Source organism: Streptomyces sp. NPDC002092 (assembly GCF_053593775.1).
Genome location: NZ_JBSFDG010000004.1, coordinates 111,783 through 137,019, shown reverse-complemented (window position 1 = coordinate 137,019; position 25,237 = coordinate 111,783). Strand labels below are relative to the sequence as shown.

21 protein-coding genes and 1 pseudogene are annotated in these 25,237 nt (G+C 70.8%); 8 read left to right on the top strand and 14 right to left on the bottom strand.

Annotated features, from left to right (window positions below):
* Positions 1 to 32: 32 nt before the first annotated feature.
* Positions 33 to 2,288, bottom strand: coding sequence for a serine/threonine-protein kinase (locus ACWCRD_RS10725; protein ID WP_450965508.1), 2,256 nt, complete (start codon positions 2,286 to 2,288; stop codon positions 33 to 35).
* Between the two features lie 172 nt (positions 2,289 to 2,460).
* Between ACWCRD_RS10725 and ACWCRD_RS10720 the strand changes: the two genes are divergently transcribed.
* Complete coding sequence (locus ACWCRD_RS10720) at positions 2,461 to 3,504, top strand: serine hydrolase domain-containing protein (protein WP_450965507.1); 1,044 nt, start codon at positions 2,461 to 2,463, stop codon at positions 3,502 to 3,504.
* Positions 3,505 to 3,582: 78 nt separating this feature from the next.
* Here ACWCRD_RS10720 and ACWCRD_RS10715 read toward each other — a convergent pair whose 3' ends face one another.
* Positions 3,583 to 5,289, bottom strand: coding sequence for a glycerol-3-phosphate dehydrogenase/oxidase (locus ACWCRD_RS10715; RefSeq protein WP_450965506.1), 1,707 nt, complete (start codon positions 5,287 to 5,289; stop codon positions 3,583 to 3,585).
* A gap of 271 nt (positions 5,290 to 5,560) precedes the next feature.
* On the opposite strand from ACWCRD_RS10715, the gene ACWCRD_RS10710 reads away from it, so the two are divergent.
* Both ACWCRD_RS10710 and ACWCRD_RS10705 read left to right on the top strand, forming a co-directional pair.
* Positions 5,561 to 6,766, top strand: a complete 1,206-nt coding sequence (locus ACWCRD_RS10710) for a nucleotide sugar dehydrogenase (RefSeq protein WP_450965505.1) — start codon at positions 5,561 to 5,563, stop codon at positions 6,764 to 6,766.
* 125 nt (positions 6,767 to 6,891) lie between these two features.
* A complete protein-coding gene (locus tag ACWCRD_RS10705) occupies positions 6,892 to 7,431 on the top strand; it encodes a hypothetical protein (RefSeq protein ID WP_450965504.1) in 540 nt (179 codons plus the stop codon).
* A 693-nt stretch (positions 7,432 to 8,124) separates the two neighbouring features.
* Here ACWCRD_RS10705 and ACWCRD_RS10700 read toward each other — a convergent pair.
* From ACWCRD_RS10700 to ACWCRD_RS10685, 4 genes are all read right to left on the bottom strand, one after another.
* On the bottom strand, positions 8,125 to 9,249 hold the full coding sequence (locus ACWCRD_RS10700) for a GuaB3 family IMP dehydrogenase-related protein (protein ID WP_450965503.1): 1,125 nt from the start codon (positions 9,247 to 9,249) through the stop codon (positions 8,125 to 8,127).
* 118 nt (positions 9,250 to 9,367) lie between these two features.
* Positions 9,368 to 10,870, bottom strand: a complete 1,503-nt coding sequence (gene guaB / locus ACWCRD_RS10695) for an IMP dehydrogenase (protein ID WP_450965502.1) — start codon at positions 10,868 to 10,870, stop codon at positions 9,368 to 9,370.
* A 154-nt stretch (positions 10,871 to 11,024) separates the two neighbouring features.
* Positions 11,025 to 11,612, bottom strand: coding sequence for a sigma-70 family RNA polymerase sigma factor (locus ACWCRD_RS10690; RefSeq protein ID WP_115906402.1), 588 nt, complete (start codon positions 11,610 to 11,612; stop codon positions 11,025 to 11,027).
* A gap of 455 nt (positions 11,613 to 12,067) precedes the next feature.
* Positions 12,068 to 12,679 (bottom strand): response regulator transcription factor, encoded by a 612-nt coding sequence (locus tag ACWCRD_RS10685; protein WP_003948568.1) that lies wholly within the window; start codon positions 12,677 to 12,679, stop codon positions 12,068 to 12,070.
* Positions 12,680 to 13,060: 381 nt separating this feature from the next.
* Between ACWCRD_RS10685 and ACWCRD_RS10680 the strand changes: the two genes are divergently transcribed.
* A complete protein-coding gene (locus tag ACWCRD_RS10680) occupies positions 13,061 to 13,387 on the top strand; it encodes a WhiB family transcriptional regulator (protein ID WP_450965501.1) in 327 nt (108 codons plus the stop codon).
* Positions 13,388 to 13,468: 81 nt separating this feature from the next.
* On the opposite strand, the gene ACWCRD_RS10675 is transcribed toward ACWCRD_RS10680, so the two are convergent.
* Entirely contained in the window at positions 13,469 to 14,368 is a 900-nt protein-coding gene (locus tag ACWCRD_RS10675; RefSeq protein ID WP_398956711.1) for a LysR family transcriptional regulator, read from the bottom strand.
* 80 nt (positions 14,369 to 14,448) lie between these two features.
* Between ACWCRD_RS10675 and ACWCRD_RS10670 the strand changes: the two genes are divergently transcribed.
* From ACWCRD_RS10670 to ACWCRD_RS10660, 3 genes are all read left to right on the top strand, one after another.
* Positions 14,449 to 15,117 carry an MOSC domain-containing protein gene (locus ACWCRD_RS10670; RefSeq protein ID WP_450965500.1) on the top strand — a complete coding sequence of 223 codons (669 nt, stop codon included), beginning with the start codon at positions 14,449 to 14,451 and terminating at the stop codon, positions 15,115 to 15,117.
* Positions 15,118 to 15,213: 96 nt separating this feature from the next.
* On the top strand, positions 15,214 to 15,987 hold the full coding sequence (locus ACWCRD_RS10665) for an SDR family NAD(P)-dependent oxidoreductase (protein WP_365834859.1): 774 nt from the start codon (positions 15,214 to 15,216) through the stop codon (positions 15,985 to 15,987).
* An 84-nt stretch (positions 15,988 to 16,071) separates the two neighbouring features.
* Complete coding sequence (locus ACWCRD_RS10660; protein ID WP_450965499.1) at positions 16,072 to 16,779, top strand: ester cyclase; 708 nt, start codon at positions 16,072 to 16,074, stop codon at positions 16,777 to 16,779.
* Between the two features lie 58 nt (positions 16,780 to 16,837).
* On the opposite strand, the gene groL is transcribed toward ACWCRD_RS10660, so the two are convergent.
* The 4 genes and pseudogenes from groL to ACWCRD_RS10640 all read right to left on the bottom strand — a co-directional run bounded on the left by groL (position 16,838) and on the right by ACWCRD_RS10640 (position 20,709).
* On the bottom strand, positions 16,838 to 18,457 hold the full coding sequence (gene groL, locus ACWCRD_RS10655) for a chaperonin GroEL (RefSeq protein ID WP_450965498.1): 1,620 nt from the start codon (positions 18,455 to 18,457) through the stop codon (positions 16,838 to 16,840).
* 157 nt (positions 18,458 to 18,614) lie between these two features.
* Positions 18,615 to 18,923: a co-chaperone GroES gene (gene groES / locus ACWCRD_RS10650; protein ID WP_003998759.1), complete on the bottom strand. Its 309-nt coding sequence runs from the start codon at positions 18,921 to 18,923 to the stop codon at positions 18,615 to 18,617.
* 439 nt (positions 18,924 to 19,362) lie between these two features.
* Positions 19,363 to 19,780, bottom strand: a pseudogene (locus ACWCRD_RS10645) (polysaccharide deacetylase family protein); the annotation flags it as partial.
* On the bottom strand, positions 19,777 to 20,709 hold the full coding sequence (locus tag ACWCRD_RS10640) for a polysaccharide deacetylase family protein (RefSeq protein WP_450965497.1): 933 nt from the start codon (positions 20,707 to 20,709) through the stop codon (positions 19,777 to 19,779). The gene ACWCRD_RS10640 and the pseudogene ACWCRD_RS10645, both read right to left, overlap by 4 nt.
* Before the next feature lie 89 nt (positions 20,710 to 20,798).
* Between ACWCRD_RS10640 and ACWCRD_RS10635 the strand changes: the two genes are divergently transcribed.
* Complete coding sequence (locus tag ACWCRD_RS10635) at positions 20,799 to 21,968, top strand: class I SAM-dependent methyltransferase (RefSeq protein WP_450965496.1); 1,170 nt, start codon at positions 20,799 to 20,801, stop codon at positions 21,966 to 21,968.
* Here ACWCRD_RS10635 and ACWCRD_RS10630 read toward each other — a convergent pair whose 3' ends face one another.
* From ACWCRD_RS10630 to ACWCRD_RS10620, 3 genes are all read right to left on the bottom strand, one after another.
* Complete coding sequence (locus ACWCRD_RS10630) at positions 21,969 to 23,228, bottom strand: RNA polymerase sigma factor (protein ID WP_450965495.1); 1,260 nt, start codon at positions 23,226 to 23,228, stop codon at positions 21,969 to 21,971.
* Between the two features lie 47 nt (positions 23,229 to 23,275).
* A complete protein-coding gene (locus ACWCRD_RS10625) occupies positions 23,276 to 23,632 on the bottom strand; it encodes a YciI family protein (RefSeq protein ID WP_450965494.1) in 357 nt (118 codons plus the stop codon).
* A gap of 136 nt (positions 23,633 to 23,768) precedes the next feature.
* Entirely contained in the window at positions 23,769 to 25,184 is a 1,416-nt protein-coding gene (locus ACWCRD_RS10620) for an FG-GAP and VCBS repeat-containing protein (protein ID WP_450965493.1), read from the bottom strand.
* Between the last annotated feature and the right edge of the window lie 53 nt (positions 25,185 to 25,237).

Genomic DNA, 25,237 nt, shown 5'->3' with positions numbered 1-25,237 from the left:
GATCTCACGGCTCAAACACGGGTTCGGTCAGCTCACGACGTGGGTTCGAACGTCTTCGCAAGGGTGTTCCAGGTGGCCTTACGCAGGTCGCTGTCCCAGTTCGCGGCTTTCGCCGTGTACATCAGCGCATATCCGAGATGCTCGTTGACGACGAACCCGCGGTCGATCGTGCGGTACTCCGTCCCGCTCTCCACATAGGTGAACTCCCAGTCGGCCGTGTTCCAGCTGCGGTAGTCCACCTGCTCTATCCGGATCTTCTGGTACTGCGAGCGCGTCATGTAGCGCTCCTGGTTCTTCCAGTCGGCCACCGGGTCGCCCTTGGGCGTGGACGTCCAGGCGACGAGCAGCTTCTGCCCGTCGGGCCCCGTGAACCGGTCCCCGGCGGAACTCGCCGACTGGTACTTCCACCCCTTGGGCAGTCCTATCGAGTACCCCTGGCTCCCCGTGTACTTCGTCTGCGCCGCGCCGTCGTCGGACGACCCGCCCGCTCCCGCGCTGCTGCCGCCGGACGCGGTCGGGCTGTTGCTGGGAGTGCCGCCGTCCGTCGACGCCGCCCCGGACTTCGAGTCGGCTCCGCCCGCACGGGTGCCACCGCTCGCGTCCTCCTTGGTGCGGGCACCGGCGGAGGCACTGGCCGCCGCCTTCCCGCCGCTGTTCTTGCTGCCGTTCGAGCTCTTGCCGTCCCCGCCGAGCACGATGGCCAGCACGGTCCCGACCACGGCGAGCACGACCACCACCGCGATGATCACCAGCGTCCGCTTCGGCACCACGTCGGTGAGCGGCGCCCTGGGCACGGGCCGCGGCGGCAGATCCGGCGGCGGCACGACCGGCCACCCCGAACTGCGCCCCCCGGCCTGCGCATCCGTCCCCTGCGCAGCGCTCTCCCGGCCCCCGGAAGCCGCACCGGCCGACGAGGCCGAGGCACCCGCGGAACCCGAAGCCGCGGATGAACCGGAATCGGCAGCGGTACCGGTAGGCGCTTTGGCTCCCGAAGCCGCCGACGAAGCCGAGGACTGAACCGGAGCCGAAGACGGCGACGCGGCCGACCGCGGAGCCGGCGGCACCGCAGGCATCGGAGTCGTCGCAGCGGGAGGGGACGGAGGAGCAGAAGGTGCCGACGGAGCCGAGGAACCGGCCGCTCCCGACGCCCCGGCGGGCTTGGTGCCGCCGGACCCCGAACCGCCCGTACCGCTCCCCGACCTGCCGCGGGTCGCAGCCGCCGAACCGGCCGCCGCTCCCGCCGCCACGGCGGCCTTCCGCACGGAACGCAGCGCCCCGCGCAGCTTCTCCGCCGCCTCCTCGCCCCGCTTGCTCCCGGAACCGCCCGAACTCCCCTTGCCCTTGGGCGCATCGGGCTGCACCGGCAGCGGCACCACCCGCGTCGCGTCCAGCGGCGGCTCCGGCTCGGCCTCCTTCGGCTCGGGCGCGTGGATCACGCGGTTCAGCATCGCCCGCGCACCCGCGTCGTCGAGCCGCTTGGCGGGATCCTTGGTCAGCAGACCGTAGATGACGTCCCTCAGCGGCCCCGCGTTCTTCGGCTCCTCCATCGGCTCGGTCATCACCGCGGTGAGGGTGGCGATCGCGGAACCCTTGTCGTACGGCGGCACGCCCTCGACGGCCGCGTACAGCAGCCCGCCGAGCGACCACAGGTCGGCCGCGGGGCCCGGCTTGTGACCGCGAGCCCGCTCCGGGGAGATGTAGGAGGGCGCGCCGACGAGCATGCCGGTCGAGGTGATGGACGGATCGCCCTCGACCTGGGCGATACCGAAGTCGGTGAGCACGACCCGGTCGGTGTCGGACTCCAGAAGCACGTTGGACGGCTTCACGTCACGGTGCAGGATGCCCTCGCGGTGCGCCGAGCGCAGCACGTCGAGGATCGCCAGTCCGACCTCGGCGGCCCGCTTCGGCTCCAGCAGGCCGTCCTCCCGGATGACCTCGGCGAGCGACTTGCCCTCGACGAGTTCCATCACGATCCACGGGCGGTCGTCCTCCTCGACCACGTCGAAGACCGTCACCGCGCTGTTGTTGCGGATCCGCGCGATCGCCTTGGCCTCGCGCAGCGTGCGCGTGATCAGCCGCCGTTTCTCGTCCTCGTCGATGTTCGACGGGAACCGCAGCTCCTTGACGGCGACCGTCCGGCCGAGGGTCTCGTCCTCGGCCCGCCACACCGTGCCCATGCCGCCGCGGCCGAGCACCCTCCCCAGCCGGTACCGCCCGGCGAGAAGACGCTCGCTGTTGTCCTGACGAGTGTCCTGACGAGATGTCCCCGCCCGCTCCGCCTCCGACATGCGTCCCCTCATGCAACCCGCCCTGACAGAGCCTCCATTGTCCCTCACCCGACAAGTGCCCGACGCCCAGGGTGCCCGTGGCGCCGTACGAGGAGCCTGTGCACCCGGGCCCCCGCCGGACGGCACGTCGCGCCACCCTGGATGATGGGCTGCGACAAGGGAGGACCTCGCGATGCCGCCGCTCAGGACGCTACTGGCCGCGCCCGTGTCGCTGGTGCTCCTCACCCTGTCGCCGGCACCCTCCTCGGCCCTCGCTGCACCGGCCGCGGACACGCTCCTGCCCTTGCTGGTCACGCAGGGCGGAGCCCCTGCCGCAGCCCTCCTCTCCCGCGAGGGCTCCGGCACCCGCTACGCCCGGGCCGGCCGCGGCATCGCCCGTGCCGACCGCTTCCGCGCCGGCAGCATCACGAAGACCTTCATCGCGACGGTCGTCCTGCAACTCGCGGCGGAACAACGGCTGTCCCTGTCCGACACCGTCGAGCAGCATCTGCCCGGCCTGGTACACGGAGCCGGCAACGACGGCCGCACCATGACCCTGCGTGCCCTGCTCACCCACACCAGCGGCCTGAACGACTTCACCGCGGAGACCGAAGGCCTCGTTCCCCTCTCCCCTCGTCAAGCCGTACGCATCGCCCTCACCCACCCCCCGGCCGACCCCGGCCGCTACTCCTACTCGAACACCGACTACGTGGTGCTCGGCATGGTCATCCAGCAGGTCACCGGCCACTCGTACGCCACCGAGGCCGAGCGCCGCATCATCGCTCCGCTGGGTCTGACGGGCACCTCCTTCCCCGGCTCCCGCACCTCTCTGCCCTCTCCGCACGGCCGCGCCTACGCCACCGACGGAACCGACGTCACCGCACTCGACCCGCGGGTGGCCGGAGCCGCGGGCGAGCTGGTGACCACACTCGCCGACCTGGACCGCTTCTACGCGGCCCTGCTGGGCGGCGAACTGCTGCCCTCGCACTGGCTGCGCGAGATGCGCGACACCCGAACCGCACACGGCCTGTACGGCATGGGGCTGTTTCCCGAGAAGCTGCCGTGCGGCATCACGGTGTGGGGACACAACGGACGCATCACCGGCAGCTACGTGCGCACCGCAGCCACCGCCGACGGCCGGCATGTCCTCACCTTCCGCGTGAACACGACGGCGATCGCAGATCCCGGCCTCGAACCGGCCCTGCTCGCCGCCGAGTTCTGCCCTCGCACTCCGTAGAACGGCCGGGTTCCCAACGAAGATCCCGGATCGCGCCACTCGTTCGAGTGCGGTCCCGGCGCCTGGAAGCCCGGCGTCCTACAGCGGCACGATGTCCGGCGCCCCCAACCGCGCCGCATCCGCCGTCAGGTCGTCCGGCTGCCGCTGCGACTCCCGCTCGGCCTCCACCCGCTTCTCGTAGTGCTCGACCTCGCGCTCGATCTGGCCCTTGTCCCAGCCGAGCACCGGCGCCATGAGCTCCGCCGCCTCCCGTGCGCTGCGCGTCCCCCGGTCGAAGGTCTCGATGGAGATGCGGGTGCGCCTGGTCAGGACGTCGTCCAGGTGCCGGGCGCCCTCGTGCGAAGCGGCGTACACGATTTCGGCGCGCAGATAGTCGTCGGCGGCCTGCAGCGGCTCCCCGAGCGAGGCATCGGCGGCGATGAGGTCGAGGACCTCCTCCGCCATCGACCCGTACCGGTTCAACAGATGCTCCACGCGCACCACATGAAGACCCGTCCGTGCCGCGATCCGCGCCCGCGCGTTCCACAGCGCCCGGTAGCCCTCGGCCCCCAGCAGCGGCACGTCCTCCGTCACGCACTCGGCGACCCGCAGGTCGAGGCCGTGGACCGCCTCGTCCACCGCGTCCTTGGCCATCACCCGGTACGTCGTGTACTTGCCGCCCGCGACCACGACGAGGCCGGGCGCGGGATGGGCGACCGTGTGCTCGCGCGACAGCTTGCTGGTGGCCTCCGACTCGCCGGCCAGCAGCGGGCGCAGTCCCGCGTACACGCCCTGCACGTCGTCCCGGGTCAGCGGCACCGCGAGGACCGAGTTCACATGCTCCAGCAGATAGTCGATGTCCGCGCTGGACGCGGCCGGGTGCGCCTTGTCGAGGTCCCAGTCGGTGTCCGTGGTGCCGACGATCCAGTGCCGGCCCCAGGGAATGACGAACAGCACGGACTTCTCGGTGCGCAGGATGAGCCCGGACGAGGAGCTGATGCGGTCCTTCGGTACGACCAGGTGGATGCCCTTGGACGCCCGGACGTGGAACTGGCCGCGCTCGCCCACCATCGCCTGGGTGTCGTCGGTCCACACCCCGGTCGCGTTGACGATCTGCTTGGCGCGGATCTCGTACTCGCCGCCCCCCTCGACGTCCTGCACACGCGCGCCCACGACGCGTTCGCCCTCCCGCAGGAAGCCCGTCACGCGCGCGCGGTTGGCGGCCTTCGCGCCGTACGCCGCCGCCGTGCGCACCAGGGTGGCCACATAACGCGCGTCGTCCATCTGGGCGTCGTAGTACTGCAGGGCCCCGACCAGGGCGTCCTTCTTCAAGGCGGGTGCCACGCGCAGGGCGTGGCGGCGGGTCAGATGACGGTGCGTGGGCAGGCCGCGCCCGTGTCCGCGGGCCATCGACATCGCGTCGTAGAGCGCGACGCCCGAGCCGGCGTACAGGCGCTCCCAGCCCTTGTGCTGCAGCGGGTACAGGAACGGCACCGGCTTCACCAGATGCGGGGCGAGCCGCTCCAGCAGCAGGCCGCGCTCCTTCAGCGCCTCCCGTACGAGCGCGAAGTCGAGCATCTCCAGATAGCGCAGTCCGCCGTGGATCAGCTTGCTGGACCTGCTGGAGGTGCCCGACGCCCAGTCACGCGCCTCGACCAGGCCGGTGGACAGTCCGCGTGTCACGGCGTCCAGGGCGGTGCCCGCACCGACCACGCCGCCGCCCACCACCAGTACGTCCAGCTCGCGCTCGGCCATTCCCGCCAGTGCCTCGGCTCGCTGCGCCGGCCCCAGTGTCGCTGTCCTCACCGCTGCCTCCCGCTGTCGGTAGCGTCGGCCGCACCCGTCGGGCGAAGCCCGGTTCTCATCCCCCATGCCCAAATTCTGACCGTCTTGCCCGGCTTCAGCCACCAGTCGCCCCCAGCCTGTGGACAACATTCCCGAGACCTGCGGAAAACACGGACAACCAATCCCGCAAATCGGTCATATTTACTCCTAGTGTGACATTGCACTTCGCCTGTCCTGTCCACAGGACTTGCGCACCTGCCCCGCTTCGGTTACTGGGAGGACGGCCCACCCCATGCCCGCAGATCTCGCCGTCATCGGACTCGGCCCGTTCGGCCTGCCCCTGGCCCAGGCAGCCGTCGCGGCCGGCATCCCCACACTCGGCTATCGGACCGGGCCCGAGCAGGGCTCCCTCAGCCCCGCCGAACTGCGCCGGATGCTCTCGGGGGGCTTCAGGCACGCCACCAGCCCGGCCGAGCTCGGCCGGGTACGCACCGCGGTCATCTGCGCGCCGACCCCGCGCGGCGCCGACGGCAAGCTCGACCTCGGCCAGGTGGAGGCGGCCGCCCGCGCCCTGGCCGAGCGGCTTCGCCCGCACACCACGGTCATCCTGGAGTCGCCGGTCCCCCCGGGCACCACCGAGGAGTTCCTCTGCCCCCTCCTGGAGGAGGGCTCCGGGCTGCAGGCAGGCCGCGACTTCCACCTCGCCTACTCCCCCAGCCGGGTCGACCCCGGCAACCGCGCCTTCACCCCGGCCAACATCCCCAAGGTGATCGGCGGCCTCACCTCCGCCTGCACCGAGTCCGCCGCCGCGTTCTACGGCCGCCTCACCGACAAGGTGGTACGCGCGCGTGGACTGCGCGAGGCGGAGACCGTGCAGCTCCTCGAGACCAACTTCCGACACGTCAACATCGCCCTCGTCAACGAGATGGCCGTCCTCTGCAACCACCTCGGCGTGGACGTCTGGGACGTCATCCGCTGCGCGGAGACCAAGCCGTTCGGCTTCGAGGCCTTCCGCCCCGGCCCCGGCGTCGGCGGTCACGCCGTCCCGCAGGACCTGACCGGTGCCCCGGGCCGCCTGCGCATGGTCGAACTGGCCCAGCAGGTCAACAGCCAGATGCCCCGTTACGTCGTCCAGCGCGCCGCAGCGCTCCTCAACGAGCACGGCAAGTCGGCCCGCGGCGCACGCGTGCTGCTGCTCGGTGTCACCTACAAGCCGGACCTCGCCGACCAACAGGGCACTCCTGCCCCGGAGATCGCCGTCCGCCTCATGGAACTGGGCGCCTCGATCAGCTACCACGACCCGCACGTCCCGTCCTGGAGCGTCCAGGACCGCCCGGTCCCGCGCGCGGACGCCCTCTACGAGGCCGCGGCCGAGGCCGATCTGACGATCCTGCTCCAGCAGCACCGGACATACGACCTCCAAGGCCTGTCGGTGAAGGCGCAGTTGCTGCTGGACACGCGCGGAGCCGTTCCGACGGGGGCCGCCCACCGCCTCTGACCGCATATTTCGCTGGCCGCGCCGTCACCCCCACCTGTTACTCTCCCTCCACTCGTCGCACACGCGTGCGCACACATTCTTCGCTTCACCATTCGCTCGTTCCATCCCGTGGGGGGATCTCTGTCATGAGCCAGTCAGCTCCAACTCCGCCGCCGCAGCCCCAGCCGGTCGACGCCAACGCGGACGCCCAGCAGCCCGACGCGGCACCGCAGCCTCCGGCGCCGGGCGTTCCGTACGCGCCCGCTCCCGCGCCCGTTCCGGCGAAGAACAACATCGGGCTCGGTCTGGGGGCCGCGTTCGCTGCCGCCGTGGTCGTCGCCGGTGTCTACGGCGTGATCATCGGCCTGACCAAGCACGAGATCGGCTGGGCGGCGGTCGGCGTCGGCTTCCTGATCGGCCTCGCCGCGGGCCGGCTCGGCGGCCGCAACCCGGTCCTGCCGGTCGCGAGCGCGGTCCTGTCCCTGGGCGCCGTCTACGTCGGCCAGCTGGTGGGCGAGGCCATGCTCATCGCGGACCAGGTGAAGGTCGGCTTCAACGAGGTCTTCTTCCAGCACCTCAGCGTGGTCCAGGAGGCCTGGAAGGCGGACGCCGACCCGCTGACGTTCGTGTTCTTCGCGATCGCCGCGTATGTCGCGTTCACCGGCGCCAAGAAGGCGGCGGTCTGACGCTGCCGGTGCGGGGCCGGGGCGGCGCGTCGGTGGTGAAGGGGGGGCGCGCGGGTGCGGAGGGCTCCGGGGCTGGTGGCATGCGGGGCGCGGCGCGGGTACCTTACGGAGACAGGTGGGGCCGGTCGTAGTGGCTGCTGCGGCAGGCTCGTGGATGGATCTCGGAGTGTCCGCCCCTACTCTCTATAGGGGCGGCCGTTTAACCATCACACCGACAAGGTGGAGCCCACCGCAGAGGTCGCTGCAGCGGGCTCCGAGCTGGTTCACGGGTGTCCGCCCCTAGTCTCCATGGGGGCGGCCGCTCACCAGCTGTTGATCCACAAGACACACCTCCTCCGGAACTTCACCAGCCGAAGCCGAATGCCATCCCAGCGGGTGGGCTTGCGGTGACGGCCCATCGGCACGCCCCCTTCCACGACGCCACCCATTGACCCGGTAGGCAGCACGTCGGAACTCGGGCCGGGTCCCGACGGCGGGGTCCGGAACCGGTGTCCTTGGAAGGGGGCGGCCAAGAGAGCTTGGGTCGCCGATCAAAGACACTACCGCCCGCTTACGCCCGTTCGGCCCACATTCGCCCCGAACGCAACCGCGCGCCCCCACCCCTCGACGCGCGCCCCCACCAGCCCACTTGGGCACGCAAAAGGGCCGGTCACCCACCCCTCGGGATGACCGGCCCTTCAGGCGCCGTAAGCCCTACCGCTTGTGCTGCGAGTCCGCCACCGTCACCTCGACCCGCTGGAACTCCTTCAGCTCGCTGTACCCGGTCGTGGCCATCGCCCGCCGCAGCGCACCGAAGAGATTCATGGAGCCGTCAGGAGTGTGCGACGGACCGGTCAGCACCTCCTCGATGGTGCCGACCGTGCCGAGGTCGACCTTCTTGCCGCGCGGCAGCTCCTCGTTGACGGCCTCCATGCCCCAGTGGTGGCCGCGCCCCGGCCCGTCCGTGGCGCGGGCGAGCGGGGAGCCCATCATCACGGCGTCCGCGCCGCAGGCGATCGCCTTCGGGATGTCACCGGACCAGCCCACACCGCCGTCGGCGATCACGTGCACATACCGGCCGCCGGACTCGTCCATGTAGTCGCGACGCGCCGCCGCCACGTCCGCGACCGCGGTCGCCATCGGGACCTGGATGCCCAGCACGTTGCGCGTGGTGTGCGCGGCGCCGCCGCCGAAGCCGACCAGCACGCCCGCCGCGCCCGTGCGCATCAGGTGCAGGGCCGCCGTGTACGTGGCGCAGCCGCCGACGATCACCGGGACGTCGAGCTCGTAGATGAACTGCTTCAGGTTCAGCGGCTCGTGCGAACCGGAGACGTGCTCCGCGGAGACCGTCGTACCGCGGATGACGAAGATGTCCACGCCCGCGTCCACGACCGCCTTGGAGAACTGCGCCGTGCGCTGCGGGGAGAGCGCGGCGGCGGTGACCACGCCGGAGTCGCGCACCTCCTTCAGACGCGCGCCGATCAGCTCCTCCTTGATGGGGGCTGCGTAGATCTCCTGGAGCCGGCGCGTGGCCCGGTCGTCGTCGAGGCCGACGATCTCGTCGAGCAGCGGCTGCGGGTCCTCGTACCTCGTCCACAGGCCCTCGAGGTTCAGCACGCCGAGGCCGCCGAGCTCACCGATGCGGATCGCGGTGGCCGGGGAGACCACGGAGTCCATGGGGGCGGCCAGGAACGGCAGCTCGAAGCGGTAGGCGTCGATCTGCCAGGCGATCGAGACCTCCTTCGGGTCCCGCGTACGGCGGCTGGGGACGACGGCGATGTCGTCGAAGGCGTACGCCCGGCGGCCGCGCTTGCCGCGCCCGATCTCGATCTCAGTCACGTCTGTGGCCTTTCCCTGATGCGTTTCAGCGTCTTCCAGTATCGCCGACGGGTACGACAAGGGCGGCCCCGGTGCTTGCGGGACCGCCCTTGAAGGAGCCTGCTGACTGCTTGTGCGACTACTTGCGGCTGTAGTTCGGCGCCTCGACCGTCATCTGGATGTCGTGCGGGTGGCTCTCCTTGAGGCCCGCGGAGGTGATCCGCACGAAGCGGCCCTTGGACTCCATCTCCTCGATGGTGGCCGCGCCCACATAGCCCATGGTCTGGCGCAGACCGCCGACGAGCTGGTGCAGAACGCTGGACAGCGGGCCGCGGTAGGGCACCTGGCCCTCGATGCCCTCGGGCACGAGCTTGTCGTCGGAGCCGACCTCGGCCTGGAAGTAGCGGTCCTTCGAGTACGACTTCGCCTGGCCGCGGGACTGCATGGCGCCGAGCGAGCCCATGCCGCGGTACGACTTGAACTGCTTGCCGTTGATGAACTGCAGCTCGCCGGGGGACTCCTCGCAGCCCGCGAGCAGCGAGCCCAGCATCACGGTGTCGGCGCCGGCGGCGAGGGCCTTGCCGATGTCACCGGAGTACTGGAGGCCGCCGTCGCCGATCAGCGGGATGCCCGCCGGGCGGGCGGCCAGGGAGGCCTCGTAGATGGCGGTGACCTGCGGGACGCCGATGCCTGCGACCACACGGGTCGTACAGATGGAGCCGGGGCCCACGCCCACCTTGATGCCGTCGACACCGGCGTCGATGAGGGCCTGGGCGCCGTCGCGGGTGGCGACGTTGCCGCCGATCACGTCGACGGAGACGCTCGACTTGATCTTCGACATCCAGCTGAGGGCGTTGCTGTTGTGGCCGTGCGAGGTGTCGACGACCAGGAAGTCCACACCGGCCTCGGCGAGCGCCTGGGCACGCTCCAGGGCCTCGGGGCTCGCGCCGACCGCGGCACCGACGAGCAGCCGGCCCTCGGCGTCCTTGGCGGCGTTCGGGTACTTCTCGGCCTTGACGAAGTCCTTGACCGTGATCAGGCCCTTGAGGACACCGGCCTCGTCGACCAGGGGAAGCTTCTCGATCTTGTGGCGGCGCAGCAGCTCCATGGCGTCCACACCGGAGATGCCGACCTTGCCGGTGACCAGCGGCATCGGCGTCATGACCTCGCGCACCTGGCGGCTGCGGTCGGACTCGAAGGCCATGTCGCGGTTGGTGACGATGCCGAGGAGCTTGCCGGCCGGGTCGGTGACGGGGACACCGCTGATGCGGAACTTGGCGCACAGGGCGTCCGCGTCGGCGAGCGTCGCCTCCGGGTGCACCGTGATCGGGTCGGTGACCATTCCGGACTCGGACCGCTTGACCAGGTCGACCTGGTTGACCTGGTCCTCCACGGACAGGTTGCGGTGCAGCACGCCGACGCCGCCGAGGCGGGCCATCGCGATCGCCATGCGGGACTCGGTCACCTTGTCCATCGCCGCGGAGAGCAGCGGGATGTTGACCCGGACGTTGCGGGAGATGCGGGACGAGGTGTCGACCGCGTTGGGGAGCACCTCGGATGCGCCCGGCAGCAGCAGCACGTCGTCGTAGGTCAGCCCGAGTGTCGCGAATTTACCGGGCACTCCGTCGACGTTTGCAGTCATGACACCTTCCCCAAATGGCCTTGATCGGTGCGGATGTCCATGCTAACGGGAAGCATGGCTCTCGAATTCCACGGTTCCGCGTGACTCCGGGCTTCGTATGTTCGTACGGAATCGCCGAGAGCCCTGTTCAAGGAAGGCGCTTACGGCAGTGCGGTCACTGCTCCGCGAGTGCCCTGAGCCGGCTCAGTGCCCGGTGCTGTGCGACCCGCACCGCTCCGGGTGACATTCCCAACATCTGTCCCGTCTCCTCGGCCGTGAGACCCACCGCGATCCGCAGCAGGAGCAGCTCGCGCTGGTTCTCCGGCAGGTTGGCCAGCAGTTTCTTGGCCCATTCGGCGTCGCTACTGAGCAGCGCCCGCTCCTCCGGGCCGAGCGAGTCGTCCGGCCGCTCCGGCATCTCGTCGGACGGGACCGCCGTCGACCCCGGGTGCCGCATCGCCGCCCGCTGCAGGTCCGCGACCTTGTGCGCGGCGATGGCGAAGACGAACGCCTCGAAGGGACGGCCGGTGTCCTTGTAGCGCGGCAGCGCGAGCAGGACGGCGACGCAGACCTCCTGCGCGAGGTCCTCCACGAAGTGCCGGGCATCACCCGGCAGCCGGGACAGACGGGTGCGGCAGTAGCGCAGCGCCAGGGGGTGGACATGGGCCAGCAGGTCGTGTGTGGCCTGCTCGTCCCCGTCCACGGCGCGGTGGACGAGTGCACCGATCGCCCCTGCGGCGTTCGCCGCCTCGTCGTCGCGCATCGGTCCATGGTGCCTTGCGGCCGCGCGGGCCGTGGCACCGTGTCCGATGTTGTGCACCGAAGCGTTATGAGCAGGTGCGCCGGAACTCATCCCTTGCGCCCTCCCCTTCCGCTCGACCGACTCGTCCCCGAGAGACTCCACACCTCAAGGATGCGGCATCCGCGCCGAAACGAGCATCGGGTACCCGGCGGGGCCTTTTGACAAGCGGCTCCGAGAGGGCACGGGTGCCTTTTCCCGCACCCCACGGCAGCGGCCGGCGTCGAGGCCGGTGCGTGCGCACGGCATGCCGGACGAAGGCCCTCGCAGCAGAGCCGCCAGGGCCTTTGACCGGTGCACCGAAGCGCGCGTGCCGGGCGGCGTGGGCGCGTGCCCGAACTTCCTCGGGGTCGCCCGGTCCGGCCCACCTTGCGGTGGGCGGGGGTTCTCGAACCCCCGCTGCAACACACCCGACCGGCCTAGCGGACCAGGCCCCAGCGGAACCCGAGCGCCACGGCGTGCGCCCGGTCCGAGGCGCCGAGCTTCTTGAAGAGCCGCCGGGCATGCGTCTTCACGGTGTCCTCGGAGAGGAACAGCTCGCGGCCGATCTCCGCGTTGGAGCGGCCGTGGCTCATGCCCTCCAGGACCTGGATCTCACGCGCCGTGAGCGTGGGCGCGGCGCCCATCTCGGCGGAGCGCAGCCGGCGCGGCGCCAGCCGCCAGGTCGGGTCGGCGAGCGCCTGGGTGACGGTCGCACGCAGCTCCGCGCGCGAGGCGTCCTTGTGCAGATAGCCGCGGGCACCCGCGGCGACCGCGAGGGCCACGCCGTCCAGGTCCTCGGCCACGGTGAGCATGATGATGCGCGCGCCGGGGTCGGCGGACAGCAACCGACGGACGGTCTCCACGCCGCCCAGTCCGGGCATGCGTACGTCCATCAGAATCAGGTCCGAACGGTCGGCGCCCCAGCGGCGGAGGACTTCCTCGCCGTTGGCCGCGGTCGTCACGCGCTCGACGCCGGGCACGGTCGCGACCGCGCGGCGGAGCGCCTCTCGGGCAAGCGGGGAGTCGTCGCAGACGAGGACGGATGTCATGGCCGCCCTCCGCAGCTGATGCACGTCACCTTGAGCCTCCAGGCTGGTACGAAATCGTCACCTGTGCGGTCGACCGTCTCGGACGCCTGCCCGAGCACTTGTTGCTTCAACCGCCTCCGCACTCTCAACGATGGTCACTCGAAAGAGTTACGGGGGCGTGTGCCATCTTCGGCACTCTACGTGAGGGCACGGACACGGTGCAGACATGCAGGGCGGACCCTCAACGTTTCATCACAACCCATGCCCCATTTAGCCCTTTTTCTTCCCATCTACTGGTGTCTGAGGCTAGATTCGCAATGAGTCATATTTTCATTTCCTTAGATCGTAGATATACGGTCATGGGCACCGTATCCGCTCAGAACGGCTACAAGGGGTCACGCAATGGCAGATTTCTCCCGCCTTCCCGGACCGAACGCGGACCTGTGGGACTGGCAGCTCCTGGCCGCCTGCCGCGGAGTGGACAGCTCGCTCTTCTTTCATCCGGAGGGTGAGCGCGGTGCGGCCCGGAGCGCTCGCGAGAACTCGGCCAAGGAGGTCTGTATGAGGTGCCCGGTGCGCGCGCAGTGCGCGGCGCACGCGCTGGCGGTGAGAGAGCCGTACGGCGTGTGGGGCGGCCTGACCGAGGACGAGCGCGAAGAGCTGATGGGGCGGGCGCGGAACCGGCTGGTGGCGGCGGCGACCGCCGGGGACGGCGGCTCGAACAATTGAAGGAACGTTTCTGCGTTCCCGGGTCCCTGAGCTCCCGGAACCCGAGCTCCCCATGAGAAGGGCACGCGTACGTGCCCTTCTTCACTGCCGGGCGGCTGCGCGCGCGAGTTGCTCCAGGGTCGCCGCGACGGCGGGCACCTGCGCCAGGTCGGGCAGCGTCAGCGCCACGATCTCCCGCCGCACCGCCGGCTCCAGCGTCAGCACGCGCGCGTGCCGCGGCCGTACCGACTCGATGGCGAGCTGCGGCAGGACCGCGACGCCGAGGCCGGCGCCGACCAGGCCGACCACGGCCGGATAGTCGTCGGTGGCGAAGTCGATGCGCGGCGTGAACCCCGCGCTCTCGCACACCTCGACCAACTGCCCGCGGCAGCGCGGGCACCCGGCGATCCACGGCTCGTGCGCGAGGTCCCCGATGGACACCGCCGGGGCCTGCGCGAGCCGGTGCCGCTCGGGCACGAGCCCGACGAGCCGGTCGCTCAGCAGCGGCCGTACGACGAGGTCGTCCCACTCCTCCGCGCCCGCCGCGCGCTCGTAGCGGAAGGCCAGCGCCACGTCGCAGTCACCCTCGCGCAGCAGCTCGACGGAGGCGGGCGGTTCGGCCTCCTCCAAGGAGACCCGGGTGCCGGGGTGCGCGGCGCGCAGGGCCGCGAGGGCGGTGGGCACGAGCGTCGAGCTGCCGCTCGGGAACGAGACGAGCCGTACGCGTCCGGCGCGCAGCCCCGCGATGGCGGCGACCTCCTCCTCCGCCGCCGTGAGCCCGGCCAGGATTCCCGAGGCGTGCCGCACCAGCGCCTCACCGGCCTGGGTCAGCCGCATCTCACGCCCGCCGCGGACGAGCAGCGGCGTGCCGACCGACGCCTCCAGGGCCTTCATCTGCTGGCTGACGGCGGGCTGCGTACAGCCCAGTTCGCGACCCGCGGCCGAGAAGGAGCCGGTGGTGGCGACGGCGCGCAGAACGCGCAGATGGCGGGCTTCGATCACGGTTTGAGGATAAGTGATCCTTTGGTTGGGCGCTCGATAATGCGTCGACACTTTGAGACATCGTCGCCTACCGTGCCGTCATGAAGCTTCTGTCGGTGAATCTGGGCGATGCGAAGGCCGTGCCCTACACGGACAACCCCGAGGGTCTGACCGGTATCGACAAGCGGCCGGTGGACGGGCCGGTGCGGGTGGCCGCGCCCGGACCGAAGGGCATCGGCGGCAGCGGGCTGGCCGGGGACGCGGTGTGCAAGAGACAGCACCACGGCGGGAACGACCAGGCCGTGTACGCGATGGCGCGCGAGGACCTGGACGACTGGGAGCGCGAGCTGGCCCGCCCGCTGGCGAACGGCTCCTTCGGCGAGAACCTCACGACCGAGGGCCTGGACATCTCGGGCGCGCTGATCGGCGAACGCTGGCGCATCGGTCCGGAGCTGGTCCTGGAGGTGACCTGCGGCCGGATTCCCTGCGGCACCTTCCAGGGCCATCTGGGTGAGCGGCGGTGGGTGAAGCGGTTCACGCGGAAGGGCGCGCCGGGTGCCTACCTGCGAGTGATCGAGCCGGGCGAGATACGGTCCGGCGACCCGGTCGAGATCGTGCACCGACCGGAGCACGAGGTGACGGTGGCGCTGCAGTTCCGTGCGTCGACGACGGAGCGGGAGCTGCTGCCGCGCCTGCTGCCCGCCGGGGCGGCGCTGCATCCGGAGAGCCTGGCGGCGGCGCGGAAGTACCTGGAGACGTACGGCTCCTGACACGCGCTCTGCTCGGCGCCGCACCCAGGAGCTTCACCATCGTCGGGCCCTGTGCAGAGATCGGATTCCCCCAGTCCGGGTCACTACCCTTGGGCCATGACAACGGCTCTGATTACGGGATCGACCGCGGGCATCGGCGCCGCGTTCGCGCGGCGGCTGTCGGCCGACGGGCACAATCTGGTGCTCGTCGCCCGCGACACCAAGCGTCTGCAGGAACAGGCGACCGAACTGCACGACCGGCACGGCATCGAGGCGGAGGTGCTCACCGCCGACCTCGCCACGGACGAGGGCATCGAGGCCGTGGCCGCGCGCCTGGCCGACCGCAAGAACCCCGTCGACCTGCTGATCAACAACGCCGGCTTCGGCAACAAGGGCCGCTTCCTCGACGTGGCGATGGCCGACGAGCTGACGATGCTCAAGGTGCACTGCGAGGCGGTGCTGCGCCTCACGGCGGCGGCGACCGAGGCGATGCGCGAGCGCGGCCGCGGCGGTGTCGTCAACGTCGCGTCCGTGGCCGCCTTCGTGCCGCGCGGCACGTACGGCGCCTCCAAGGCGTGGGTCGTGCAGTTCACGCAGGGGGCGGCGAAGGACCTGGCGGGCAGCGGGGTGCGGTTGATGGCGCTGTGCCCGGGGTTCGTACGGACCGAGTTCCACCAGCGGGCCGGGATGGGCACGGACAACATCCCCGGGTGGATGTGGCTCGATGCCGACAAGCTGGTGGCGGCGGCGCTGTCGGACCTGGCGCGGGGCAAGTCGCTGTCCGTTCCGGACGCGCGGTACAAGGCGCTGATGGGGATCGTGAAGGTGACGCCCCGGGGCCTGCTGGGCGGCATCACCTCCCGGACCGGCCGGAAGTACGGGCCGCAGTAGCCACCAGGCGCTCAAGGGGCGCTGTGGAGCCCCGGTGGGAGAATGGTGCTGTTCAACCGGACCCCGGGGACCGGAGGCAAGATCATGACCTTCGTTCAGATCATCGACTGCAAGACCAGCCGGTTCGACGACATCAACCGGCTGATGGACACATGGGTCGAACAGACCAGGGGGAAGCGGACGGCGACGCACGCGGTGGTCGGCAAGGACCACTCCGACGCGTCCCACTTCATCGAGATCGTGGAGTTCCCGTCGTACGAGGAGGCGATGCGGAACTCCAACCTGCCTGAGACCGACAAGATCTTCCGCGAGATGGTGGCTCTCTGCGACGAGATGCCGACGTTCACGGACCTGGACGTGGTGCGGGACGACCAGCTGTACGCGGCCACGGTACGGCGTTTCTTCGACACGCTGGCCACGCAGGGCGAACTGCCGCCGCTGGACGACCTGTTCGCCGAGAACTACCACGACCACGACCCCGCGAACGTCCAGGACACCATCGGCATGGACGCCATGCGGCGCGAGATGGAGATGTGGCGCGGCGGCTTCGACATCGCCTTCACCATCGAGGACCAGATCTCCCAGGGGGACCGCGTGTGCACGCGGTGGACCGGGAACGCGACCCACAAAGGCGAGTTCATGGGTCTGGCGCCCACGGGCAGGAACGTCGTCATGACCGGGACGACCATCTTCCGGTGCGACGAGGACGGGAAGATCGCCGAGGGCTGGTGGCAGTACGACCGGCTCGGGCTGATGGCGCAGTTGGGTGCGCTGGACGCCCTGGAGCAGTAGACGCCGAAGGCCCGGCACCCCCAGGGGTGCCGGGCCTTCCAGCGACTGCTGACCGCGGTCAGTGGGCGTGGCCGTGGCCCGCGGCGGCCGGCTCTTCCTCTTCCTTCTTCTCGACGACCAGGGTCTCGGTCGTCAGCAGGAGGGAGGCGATGGAGGCCGCGTTCTCCAGGGCGGAGCGGGTGACCTTGACCGGGTCGATGACGCCGGCCTTGACCAGGTCGCCGTACTCGCCGGTGGCGGCGTTGAAGCCCTGGCCCTTCTCCAGCTCGGCGACCTTGGAGGTGATGACGTAGCCCTCCAGGCCCGCGTTCTCGGCGATCCAGCGCAGCGGCTCGACGACCGCGCGGCGGACGACGGCGACACCGGTGGCCTCGTCGCCGGTCTTGCCCAGGCCGCCCTCGAGCACCTTGGCGGCGTGCACCAGCGCGGAGCCACCACCGGAGACGATGCCCTCCTCGACCGCGGCGCGGGTCGCGGAGATGGCGTCCTCCAGACGGTGCTTCTTCTCCTTCAGCTCCACCTCGGTGGCGGCACCGACCTTGATCACGCACACGCCGCCGGCCAGCTTCGCGAGGCGCTCCTGGAGCTTCTCGCGGTCCCAGTCGGAGTCCGTGTTCTCGATCTCGGCCTTGATCTGGGCGACGCGGCCGACGACGTCCTCGGAGTTGCCGGCACCGTCCACGAGCGTGGTGTCGTCCTTGGTGACCGTGACGCGGCGGGCGGAGCCGAGCACGTCAAGGCCGACCTGGTCGAGCTTGAGGCCGACCTCCTCGGAGATGACGGTGGCGCCGGTGAGGATCGCCATGTCCTGCAGCATCGCCTTGCGGCGGTCGCCGAAGCCCGGTGCCTTCACCGCGACGGCGTTGAAGGTGCCGCGGATCTTGTTGACGACCAGGGTGGACAGGGCCTCGCCCTCGACGTCCTCGGCGATGATCAGCAGCGGCTTGGAGGAGTTGGTCTGGATGACCTTCTCCAGCAGCGGCAGCAGGTCGGCGATGGAGGAGATCTTGCCCTGGTTGATGAGGATGTAGGGGTCCTCCAGGACGGCCTCCATGCGCTCCTGGTCCGTCACGAAGTACGGCGACAGGTAGCCCTTGTCGAAGGCCATGCCCTCGGTGAAGTCCAGCTCCAGACCGAAGGTGTTGGACTCCTCGACGGTGATGACACCGTCCTTGCCGACCTTGTCCATCGCCTCGGCGATGAGCTCGCCGACCTGCTGGTCCTGCGCGGAGAGCGCGGCCACGGCGGCGATGTCGGACTTCTCGTCGATCGGGCGGGCGGTGGCGAGGAGGTCCTCGGAGACGGCCGCCACGGCCGCGTCGATGCCCTTCTTCAGCAGCGCCGGGGAGGCACCCGCGGCGACGTTCTTCAGGCCCTCGCGCACCAGCGCCTGAGCGAGCACGGTGGCGGTGGTGGTGCCGTCACCCGCGATGTCGTTGGTCTTGGTCGCCACCTCCTTCACCAGCTGCGCGCCGAGGTTCTCGTACGGGTCCTCGACCTCGACCTCACGGGCGATGGTGACGCCGTCGTTGGTGATGGTGGGCGCGCCGAACTTCTTGTCGATGACGACGTTGCGGCCCTTGGGGCCGATCGTCACCTTGACCGTGTCGGCCAGCTTGTTGACGCCGCGCTCGAGGGCGCGACGGGCGTCCTCGTCGAACTTCAGGATCTTCGCCATGGGAGCGGTTCAGCCCTCTCGGAAAACGTGGGTGAAACGAACTGCGCCCCTGACGCCCGGCTTCATAAGGTCGCGGGGGCCCGGGGCGCAGCTCACAAGCAATGTGCTTCGGTAAGGAAGCCGGTGCAGGATTTCTGGGGGTGACCCCCAGATCCCCTTACTTCTCGATGATCGCGAGCACGTCGCGAGCCGAGAGGACGAGGTACTCCTCGCCGTTGTACTTCACCTCGGTGCCGCCGTACTTGCTGTACAGCACGATGTCGCCGGTCTTGACGTCGAGCGGCAGGCGCTCGCCGTTCTCGAAGCGGCCCGGGCCCACGGCCAGGACGACGCCCTCCTGGGGCTTCTCCTTGGCGGTGTCCGGGATGACCAGGCCAGAGGCGGTGGTCTGCTCGGCGTCGAGCGGCTGGACCACGATGCGGTCCTCGAGCGGCTTGATGGCAACCTTGGAGCTGGTGGTCGTCACGATCCGACCTCCCCCTTCGGAGATCTCACGGGGTTAACTGTCTGAGGTGGCGACCAGGTGGATCCGTCGTCGCGGGTGCCGGACCTGCCCGTCGCGTGGTTGGCACTCTCCAGTGGGGAGTGCCAGAGCCGAGACTATGACCGCGATTAGCACTCGGTCAAGCGGAGTGCCAATGCCTGCGGCGCGTCGGCGGGGTTTTCGGTTGACCGGGGGCTCGGTGAACGTCCCGGGGCTGCCGCCCCGAACCCCCCGCTTCGGCCTGAACGGCCTCGTCCTCGAACGTCGGACGGGCTGAAATGCCGCGACCGACGCTGATGGAAAGTCACCGGCCCTGGAACCAGACGCAGTCCTCCGGACGGCCCACCGTCAGGGCTCTGCCGCCATCGACGCCCGCCGCAGGAACAGGGCCGCGATGCCCAGCCGGCGGCCGCTCGGCGGGCTCGGCGCGCCGGCCGGCGCAGGGCAGGCCGCGCAGGGCGGCGGGGTGGTCGAGGGTGTGGTTCTGGATGCCCGCGCCGTCCGACCGCAGCCGGGCGAAGGGGCCGTACCCCGGTCAGGCCACGCCGTCGGCGAGGAACAAGCTGACCGGCAGCCGCAGTTCATGGACCAGGTCGACGAAGCGGGGGTCCTTCTCGGCGCCGTCCTCGCAGGTCAGGAAGACGACCTTGTCGTGGGTACGGATACTGGCCCGTGAGGCCCCGGCGGCGGTACGGCCGCCGGGGTGTTCCGGTGGGCCCGTGCGGCCGTACGCGCTGGGCCGCCTTCTCGCCCAGCCGTTCGATGGGGTCGACGGACTGGGCGCAGCCGCCGAGGAGCGCGCACGCCAGGACGGCGGCCGCCAGGCCCCTCAGGCTCACAGGTAGTCCTCCAGGCGGGCCACCGCGTATCCCTCGGCCGTGACCCTGTTCAGGAAGCGGCGCATGTCGTCGACCATCGTGCCGTTCCACTCGTCACGGCCGCGGAAGTGGGTGAGGACGATGTCGCCGGGGTGCAGGTCCCGGTCGTCCTCGCGGTACTCCCAGTGGTCGACGAAGACCTCCTCGTCCCAGATGGGCGCGTACTTGATGCCGCAGGACTTGGCGGCCACCAGGGTGTCCTGGTTGTAGTCGCCGAAGGGCGGGCGGAAGAGGACGGGGCGCTCGCCGAACTGTTTCCGCATGATCGCCTGCATGCCGCAGATCTCGTGCTTTTGCTCCCGGTACGACAGGCCCGGCAGGTAGGGGTGGGTGAGCGTGTGGTTGTTGAGGGTCACTCCCTCGGACTGCATCCGGCGGAAGTAGGCGTAGTTGTCCTCGATCGCGAAGTTGCTGAGGAAGGCGGAGTACGGGATCTTCAGGTCGCTCATCATCCGCAGGAACGCCGGGTCCTTCTCGGCGCCGTCGTCGATGGTCAGGAAGACGACCTTCTGCTTGGTCGGGACGGTCGTGAAGACGGGCGGGAGGTTCAGCTCCTCCTGGTCGTCCACCTCGAAGCCCTTGCGTGCCCTGATCTTCGGCTTCTTCACGGGCGGCGGCGGAGCCGTCAGCGGGACCCTCGCCAGGTCCCAGTGGCGCGCCGCGGCGGCACGGGCGAGGTACGCGGAGCGCAGGTTCGCGGCGTACGAGTCGAGGGCGCGGGCCGGGGGCGCGTGCAGGGGCGGCTCCTGGCCGGGGGCCGGGTGCACCGGCGGGCCGCCGAACTGGGCACAGCCCGAGGCGATGGCCGCGACGGCGAGCACGGCGATCCCACCGCGGAGCCATGTCACCCCATAGGCGCGATTTTTATCGTTTTGTACTACTGCTCGCATGGTGCCGGATCATCGCAGGCCACCGTCCGGATCCCGGCCCGCCACGCGGCCGGAGGCGCACCGTCCACCGACTGGCCCACAATGGGCCGGTGACCGACCTCGCCGACCTGCTCACCCCCGAAGGCCGCATCCTCCTCGACGAGGTACGCGGCACGGCCCCTGCCGACGAGCTCGCCGTCGCCACCCGGCTGCGCCGCGGACACCCCGCCGAGCTGGTGTCGGCGGCGCTCGGGCAGACGCGGCTGCGGCAGCGGGCGGCGGCCAAGTTCGGCACCGAGGACGCGGAGCGGATGTTCTTCACGCCGAACGGGGTGGAGCAGTCGACGCGGGCGAGTGTCGCCACCTACCGGGCCGAGCGGCTGAAGGCGCTGGGGGTTACCTCGCTCGCCGACTTGTGCTGCGGGATCGGCGGCGATGCCATCGCGCTGGCCCGGGCCGGGATCCGGGTGCTGGCCGTGGACCGGGATGCGGCGACGGCGGCCGTGGCGCGCGCGAACGCCGACGCGCTCGGGCTGGCCGAGCTGATCGAGGTGCGGGAGGCGGACGTCACGGAGGTGGACACGTCCGGCTACGACGCCGTGTTCGTCGACCCGGCCCGGCGCGGCGGGCGCGGCCGCATCTTCGACCCGGAGGCCTACTCGCCGCCGCTGTCGTGGGCCGTCGAGGCCGCCCGCAAGGCGTCCCGCGCCGCCGCGCTGAAGGTCGCACCCGGCATTCCGCACGAGGCCGTGCCCGCCGACGCCGAGGCCGAGTGGATCTCGGACGGCGGGGATGTGAAGGAGGCCGTGCTGTGGTTCGGCCCTCAAGTGACACCGGGGGCGGTACGGGCGACACTGCTCCCGGGGCCCCGCACGCTGCTCGGGAAGGGGCTGCCCGACCCTCAAGTCCGGCCCGTCGGGCGGTACTTGTACGAGCCCGACGGCGCCGTCATCCGGGCCCATCTGGTCGCCGAGGTGGCCGAGCAGCTGGACGGCGGGCTGGTCGACGCGACCATCGCGTACATCACCGCCGACGAGTTGCGGCCGACGCCGTATGCCACGGCGTACGAGATCACCGATCAACTCCCCTTCAACGTCAAGAAGTTGAAGGCTCTGCTGCGTGAGCGCGGGGTCGGGATCCTGACCGTGAAGAAGCGGGGGTCGGCCGTGGAGCCGGAGGAGTTGCGGAAGAAGGTGAAGCCGCAGGGGCCGGGCTCGGCCACCGTGTTCCTGACCCGTGTGGCGGGAGCGCCGACCATGCTTGTCGGACACCCCGTCTGATCAGGACGGACCGGCCGCACGGCGCAGCAGCAGCTCCCGCTCCCGCTCGTTGCGCGCAAGCCCCGCCGCCCGTACGAACTCCTCGCGCGCCTCGGCCGTACGCCCGAGCCGTGCCAGCAGGTCGCCGCGCACGCTGGGCAGCAAGTGGTAACCGCGCAGAGTGGGTTCGGCGGCGAGGGTATCGACGATCGCCAGTCCCTGCGCCGGTCCCTCCGCCATGGAGACGGCGACGGCGCGGTTGAGTTCGACGACCGGGGACGGGGCGCGGGCGGCGAGCAGGCCGTACAGCGTCGCGATGCTCTTCCAGTCGGTCTCCTCGTAGGTGTACGCGTGTGCGTGGCAGGCGGCGATGGCGGCCTGGAGGGCGTACGGGCCGGGGGCGCCCGTGGCGGTGGCGTCGGCGCGGTGGAGGGCCGTGATGCCGCGGGCGATGAGCATGCGGTTCCAGCGGCGGCGGTTCTGGTCCTTGAGCAGGACGGGTTCGCCGTCGGGGCCGGTGCGGGCGGCCGCGCGGGAGGCCTGGAACTCCAGGAGGGAGGTCAGGGCGTGCACCTCGGGCTCCTTGGGCATCAGCCCGGACAGCACGCGCGCCAGGCGCAGCGCGTCCTCGCAGAGCGCGGGGCGCAGCCAGTCGTCGCCGACCGTGGCGGCGTAACCCTCGTTGAAGATCAGGTAGATGACGTCCAGGACGGAGCCGAGCCGGGCCTCGCGTTCGGAGCCGTAGGGCACCTCGAAGGCGATGTTCCTGGTGGCGAGGGTCTTCTTGGCGCGGACGATGCGCTGGGCGACCGTGGGCTCCGGGGTGAGGAACGCGCGGGCGATCTCGGCCGTCGTCAGGCCGCCCAGGAGGCGCAGGGTGAGGGCGATGCGGGCCTCGGCGGACAGGACCGGGTGGCAGGCGGTGAAGACCAGGCGGAGCAGGTCGTCGTCGATGTCGTCGGGGTCGGCGGGCTCCTCGGGCGGGGCGGTGGTGTCGAGGGTGCGGCCGATCTCCTGCAGCTTGCGGGCGTAGTTCTCCCGGCGCCGGATCAGGTCCACGGCGCGGTGGCGGGCGGTGGCCATGAGCCAGGCGCCCGGGTTGTCGGGGACGCCGTCGCGCGGCCACTGCTCCAGGGCGGCGACCAGGGCGTCCTGGGCGAGCTCCTCGGCGATGCCGACGTCGCGGACGAGACGGGCGACGGCGGCGATGATGCGCGGGGATTCGAGACGGAAGACGGTCTCGATGGCGTGGCGGGGGTCGGCGGGGGGCTGTGGGCTCACAGCCCCCCATTCGACACCCGCCCCGGCGTCAGGCCAAGGAAGGGCGCTCAGCCCTCCGCGATCTCCCGGACCTCGCAGGTCACCGTCCAGTGCTCCTCGTGGACCTTCACGAACCGCTTGGTCCACTCCAGGGCCTCGTCCATGTCCTTGCACTGCATGATGGCGTAGCCGCCGATGACCTCCTTGGACTCCGTGAACGGCCCGTCCGTGACGGTGAGGTCCCCGCCCTCCCAGTGCACCCGCTTGCCCTGGGTCTGCGGGGTCAGCCCGGCCGTGTCGAGCATGACCCCGGCCTTGGTGATCTCCTCGATCAGCTCGCCCATGCGCTCCATCAGCTCGGGGCTGGGGCCCTCCGCGGGCACGGTGCTCTCGTCGAGCTTCACGATCGACAGGTAACGCGGCATGGTGACTCCTCGGTCCTACGGGGCCGGTCCTTCCCGGCCTCTCACCAGTGCGTCGATCGGGAGGGGCCGGGATCGACAGACCCCGCGGATTTCTTCGGAGATTTTTTTCCGGCCCCTCAGGCGGGGGCCTGACCTGCTACGACAGCGAGCCGCCGAACCACGCCCGGTCGGTCGGCGCCCCGACCGTCCGGGGACCGAAGGTGAACGCCGCGTCCGTCACGATGCCTGCCGGACGCGCCCGCAGCGACCAGACCGCGCCTTCACCGGTGCTCGCGCCTTCCGGCCTGTTCTCGCCGGCCGCCGCCGCCGCGAGATCCGCGTAGCCGTTGTCGTTGATGTCGAGGAGGCTGACCGCGTTGCCGAAGTTGTCGCTCGCCTCCGCGGCACCGGGGACGCCGTCGGTGTCCTGGGTGAAGCCCTGGGCGCCCGTGCCGGTCAGACCGTCGCGCCCGCCGTAGAGGACGTCGACCATGCCCGCCCCGTTCTTGTCGCCGAGCTTCTCGCCGGGCGCGCCCACGGCCACGTCGGCGAACCCGTCGCCGTTGACGTCACCGGCGGACACCGCATAGCCGAAGAGGTCCTCCTCCTCCTTGCCGCCGGGAACTCCCTCGGTGTCCTGGCTGTACGACTTCCAGGTCGAAGCCGGCTTCAGACCGGAGGCCGAGCCGAGGGCCACGGTGACCGTGGAGTCGTTCGGGACGCCCCGGACGACGTCGTCGAAGCCGTCGCCGTTGACGTCGCCGAAGGCCACCTGGCCGCTGCCCTCGGGGGAGGCGGCGTACGTGAAGGCGCCTCCGGAGGGGTTGGCCAGGTAGAGCTGGGAACCGATGCCGCCGTCGCCGGTGTAGACGGTCAGCGCGAGGTCGTCGCGGCCGTCGCCGTTGACGTCCCCGGCGGCCGCGTACATCACGTCGAAGGGCTCCACCCGGGTCGAGCCGAAGTCCTGCGTGGCGGTCGGCTTCCCAGTCCTGGAGACCGGGCCGCGCCAGACGGTGGCCTTGGTGCCGAGCGGGTCGTCGCCCGGGGCGCGGCCGCCGCGGAACAGGACCAGGTCCTGCTTGCCGTCGCCGTCGAAGTCACCGGCCTGGGTGGTCGCGGCCGGCACGGACACCCCGCCGGACAGGCCGTTCTGGCCGCCCCAGACGACGACCGCGTCCCGGGTCGAGGAGGCCTGCCCGATGATCAGGTCGGTGCGCCCGTCGCCGTCCAGGTCCCCCGTGGACAGCTGGTAGCCGAAGTTCTCGCCCTCTGCGGGATCGCCCGGGATTCCGCTGGTGGAGCGGCTGATGATGGTGCGGTGGTCCTTGGTCAGGCCGTGCGGGCCGCCGTACATGACGGTGACGTAGCCCGCTCCCCGCTTGCCGTCGATGGTGGCGATCGGGGCGCCGACGGCGAGGTCCTTGTAGCCGTCGCCGTTGAAGTCGTCCTTGACGCTGTGGACGGACTGCGGGGCGGCCGCGGCGCTGCCCGCGAGGGCGGGGATCCCGCCGAGCGCGAGTAATCCGGCGATCAGCGGTACGGACCAAGCGTTGTACGAACGCGAGTTGGACATCAGTGTTCCCCCTGTTACTGCTGTGCGGTCACCGCAACAGACACCCCTGGACG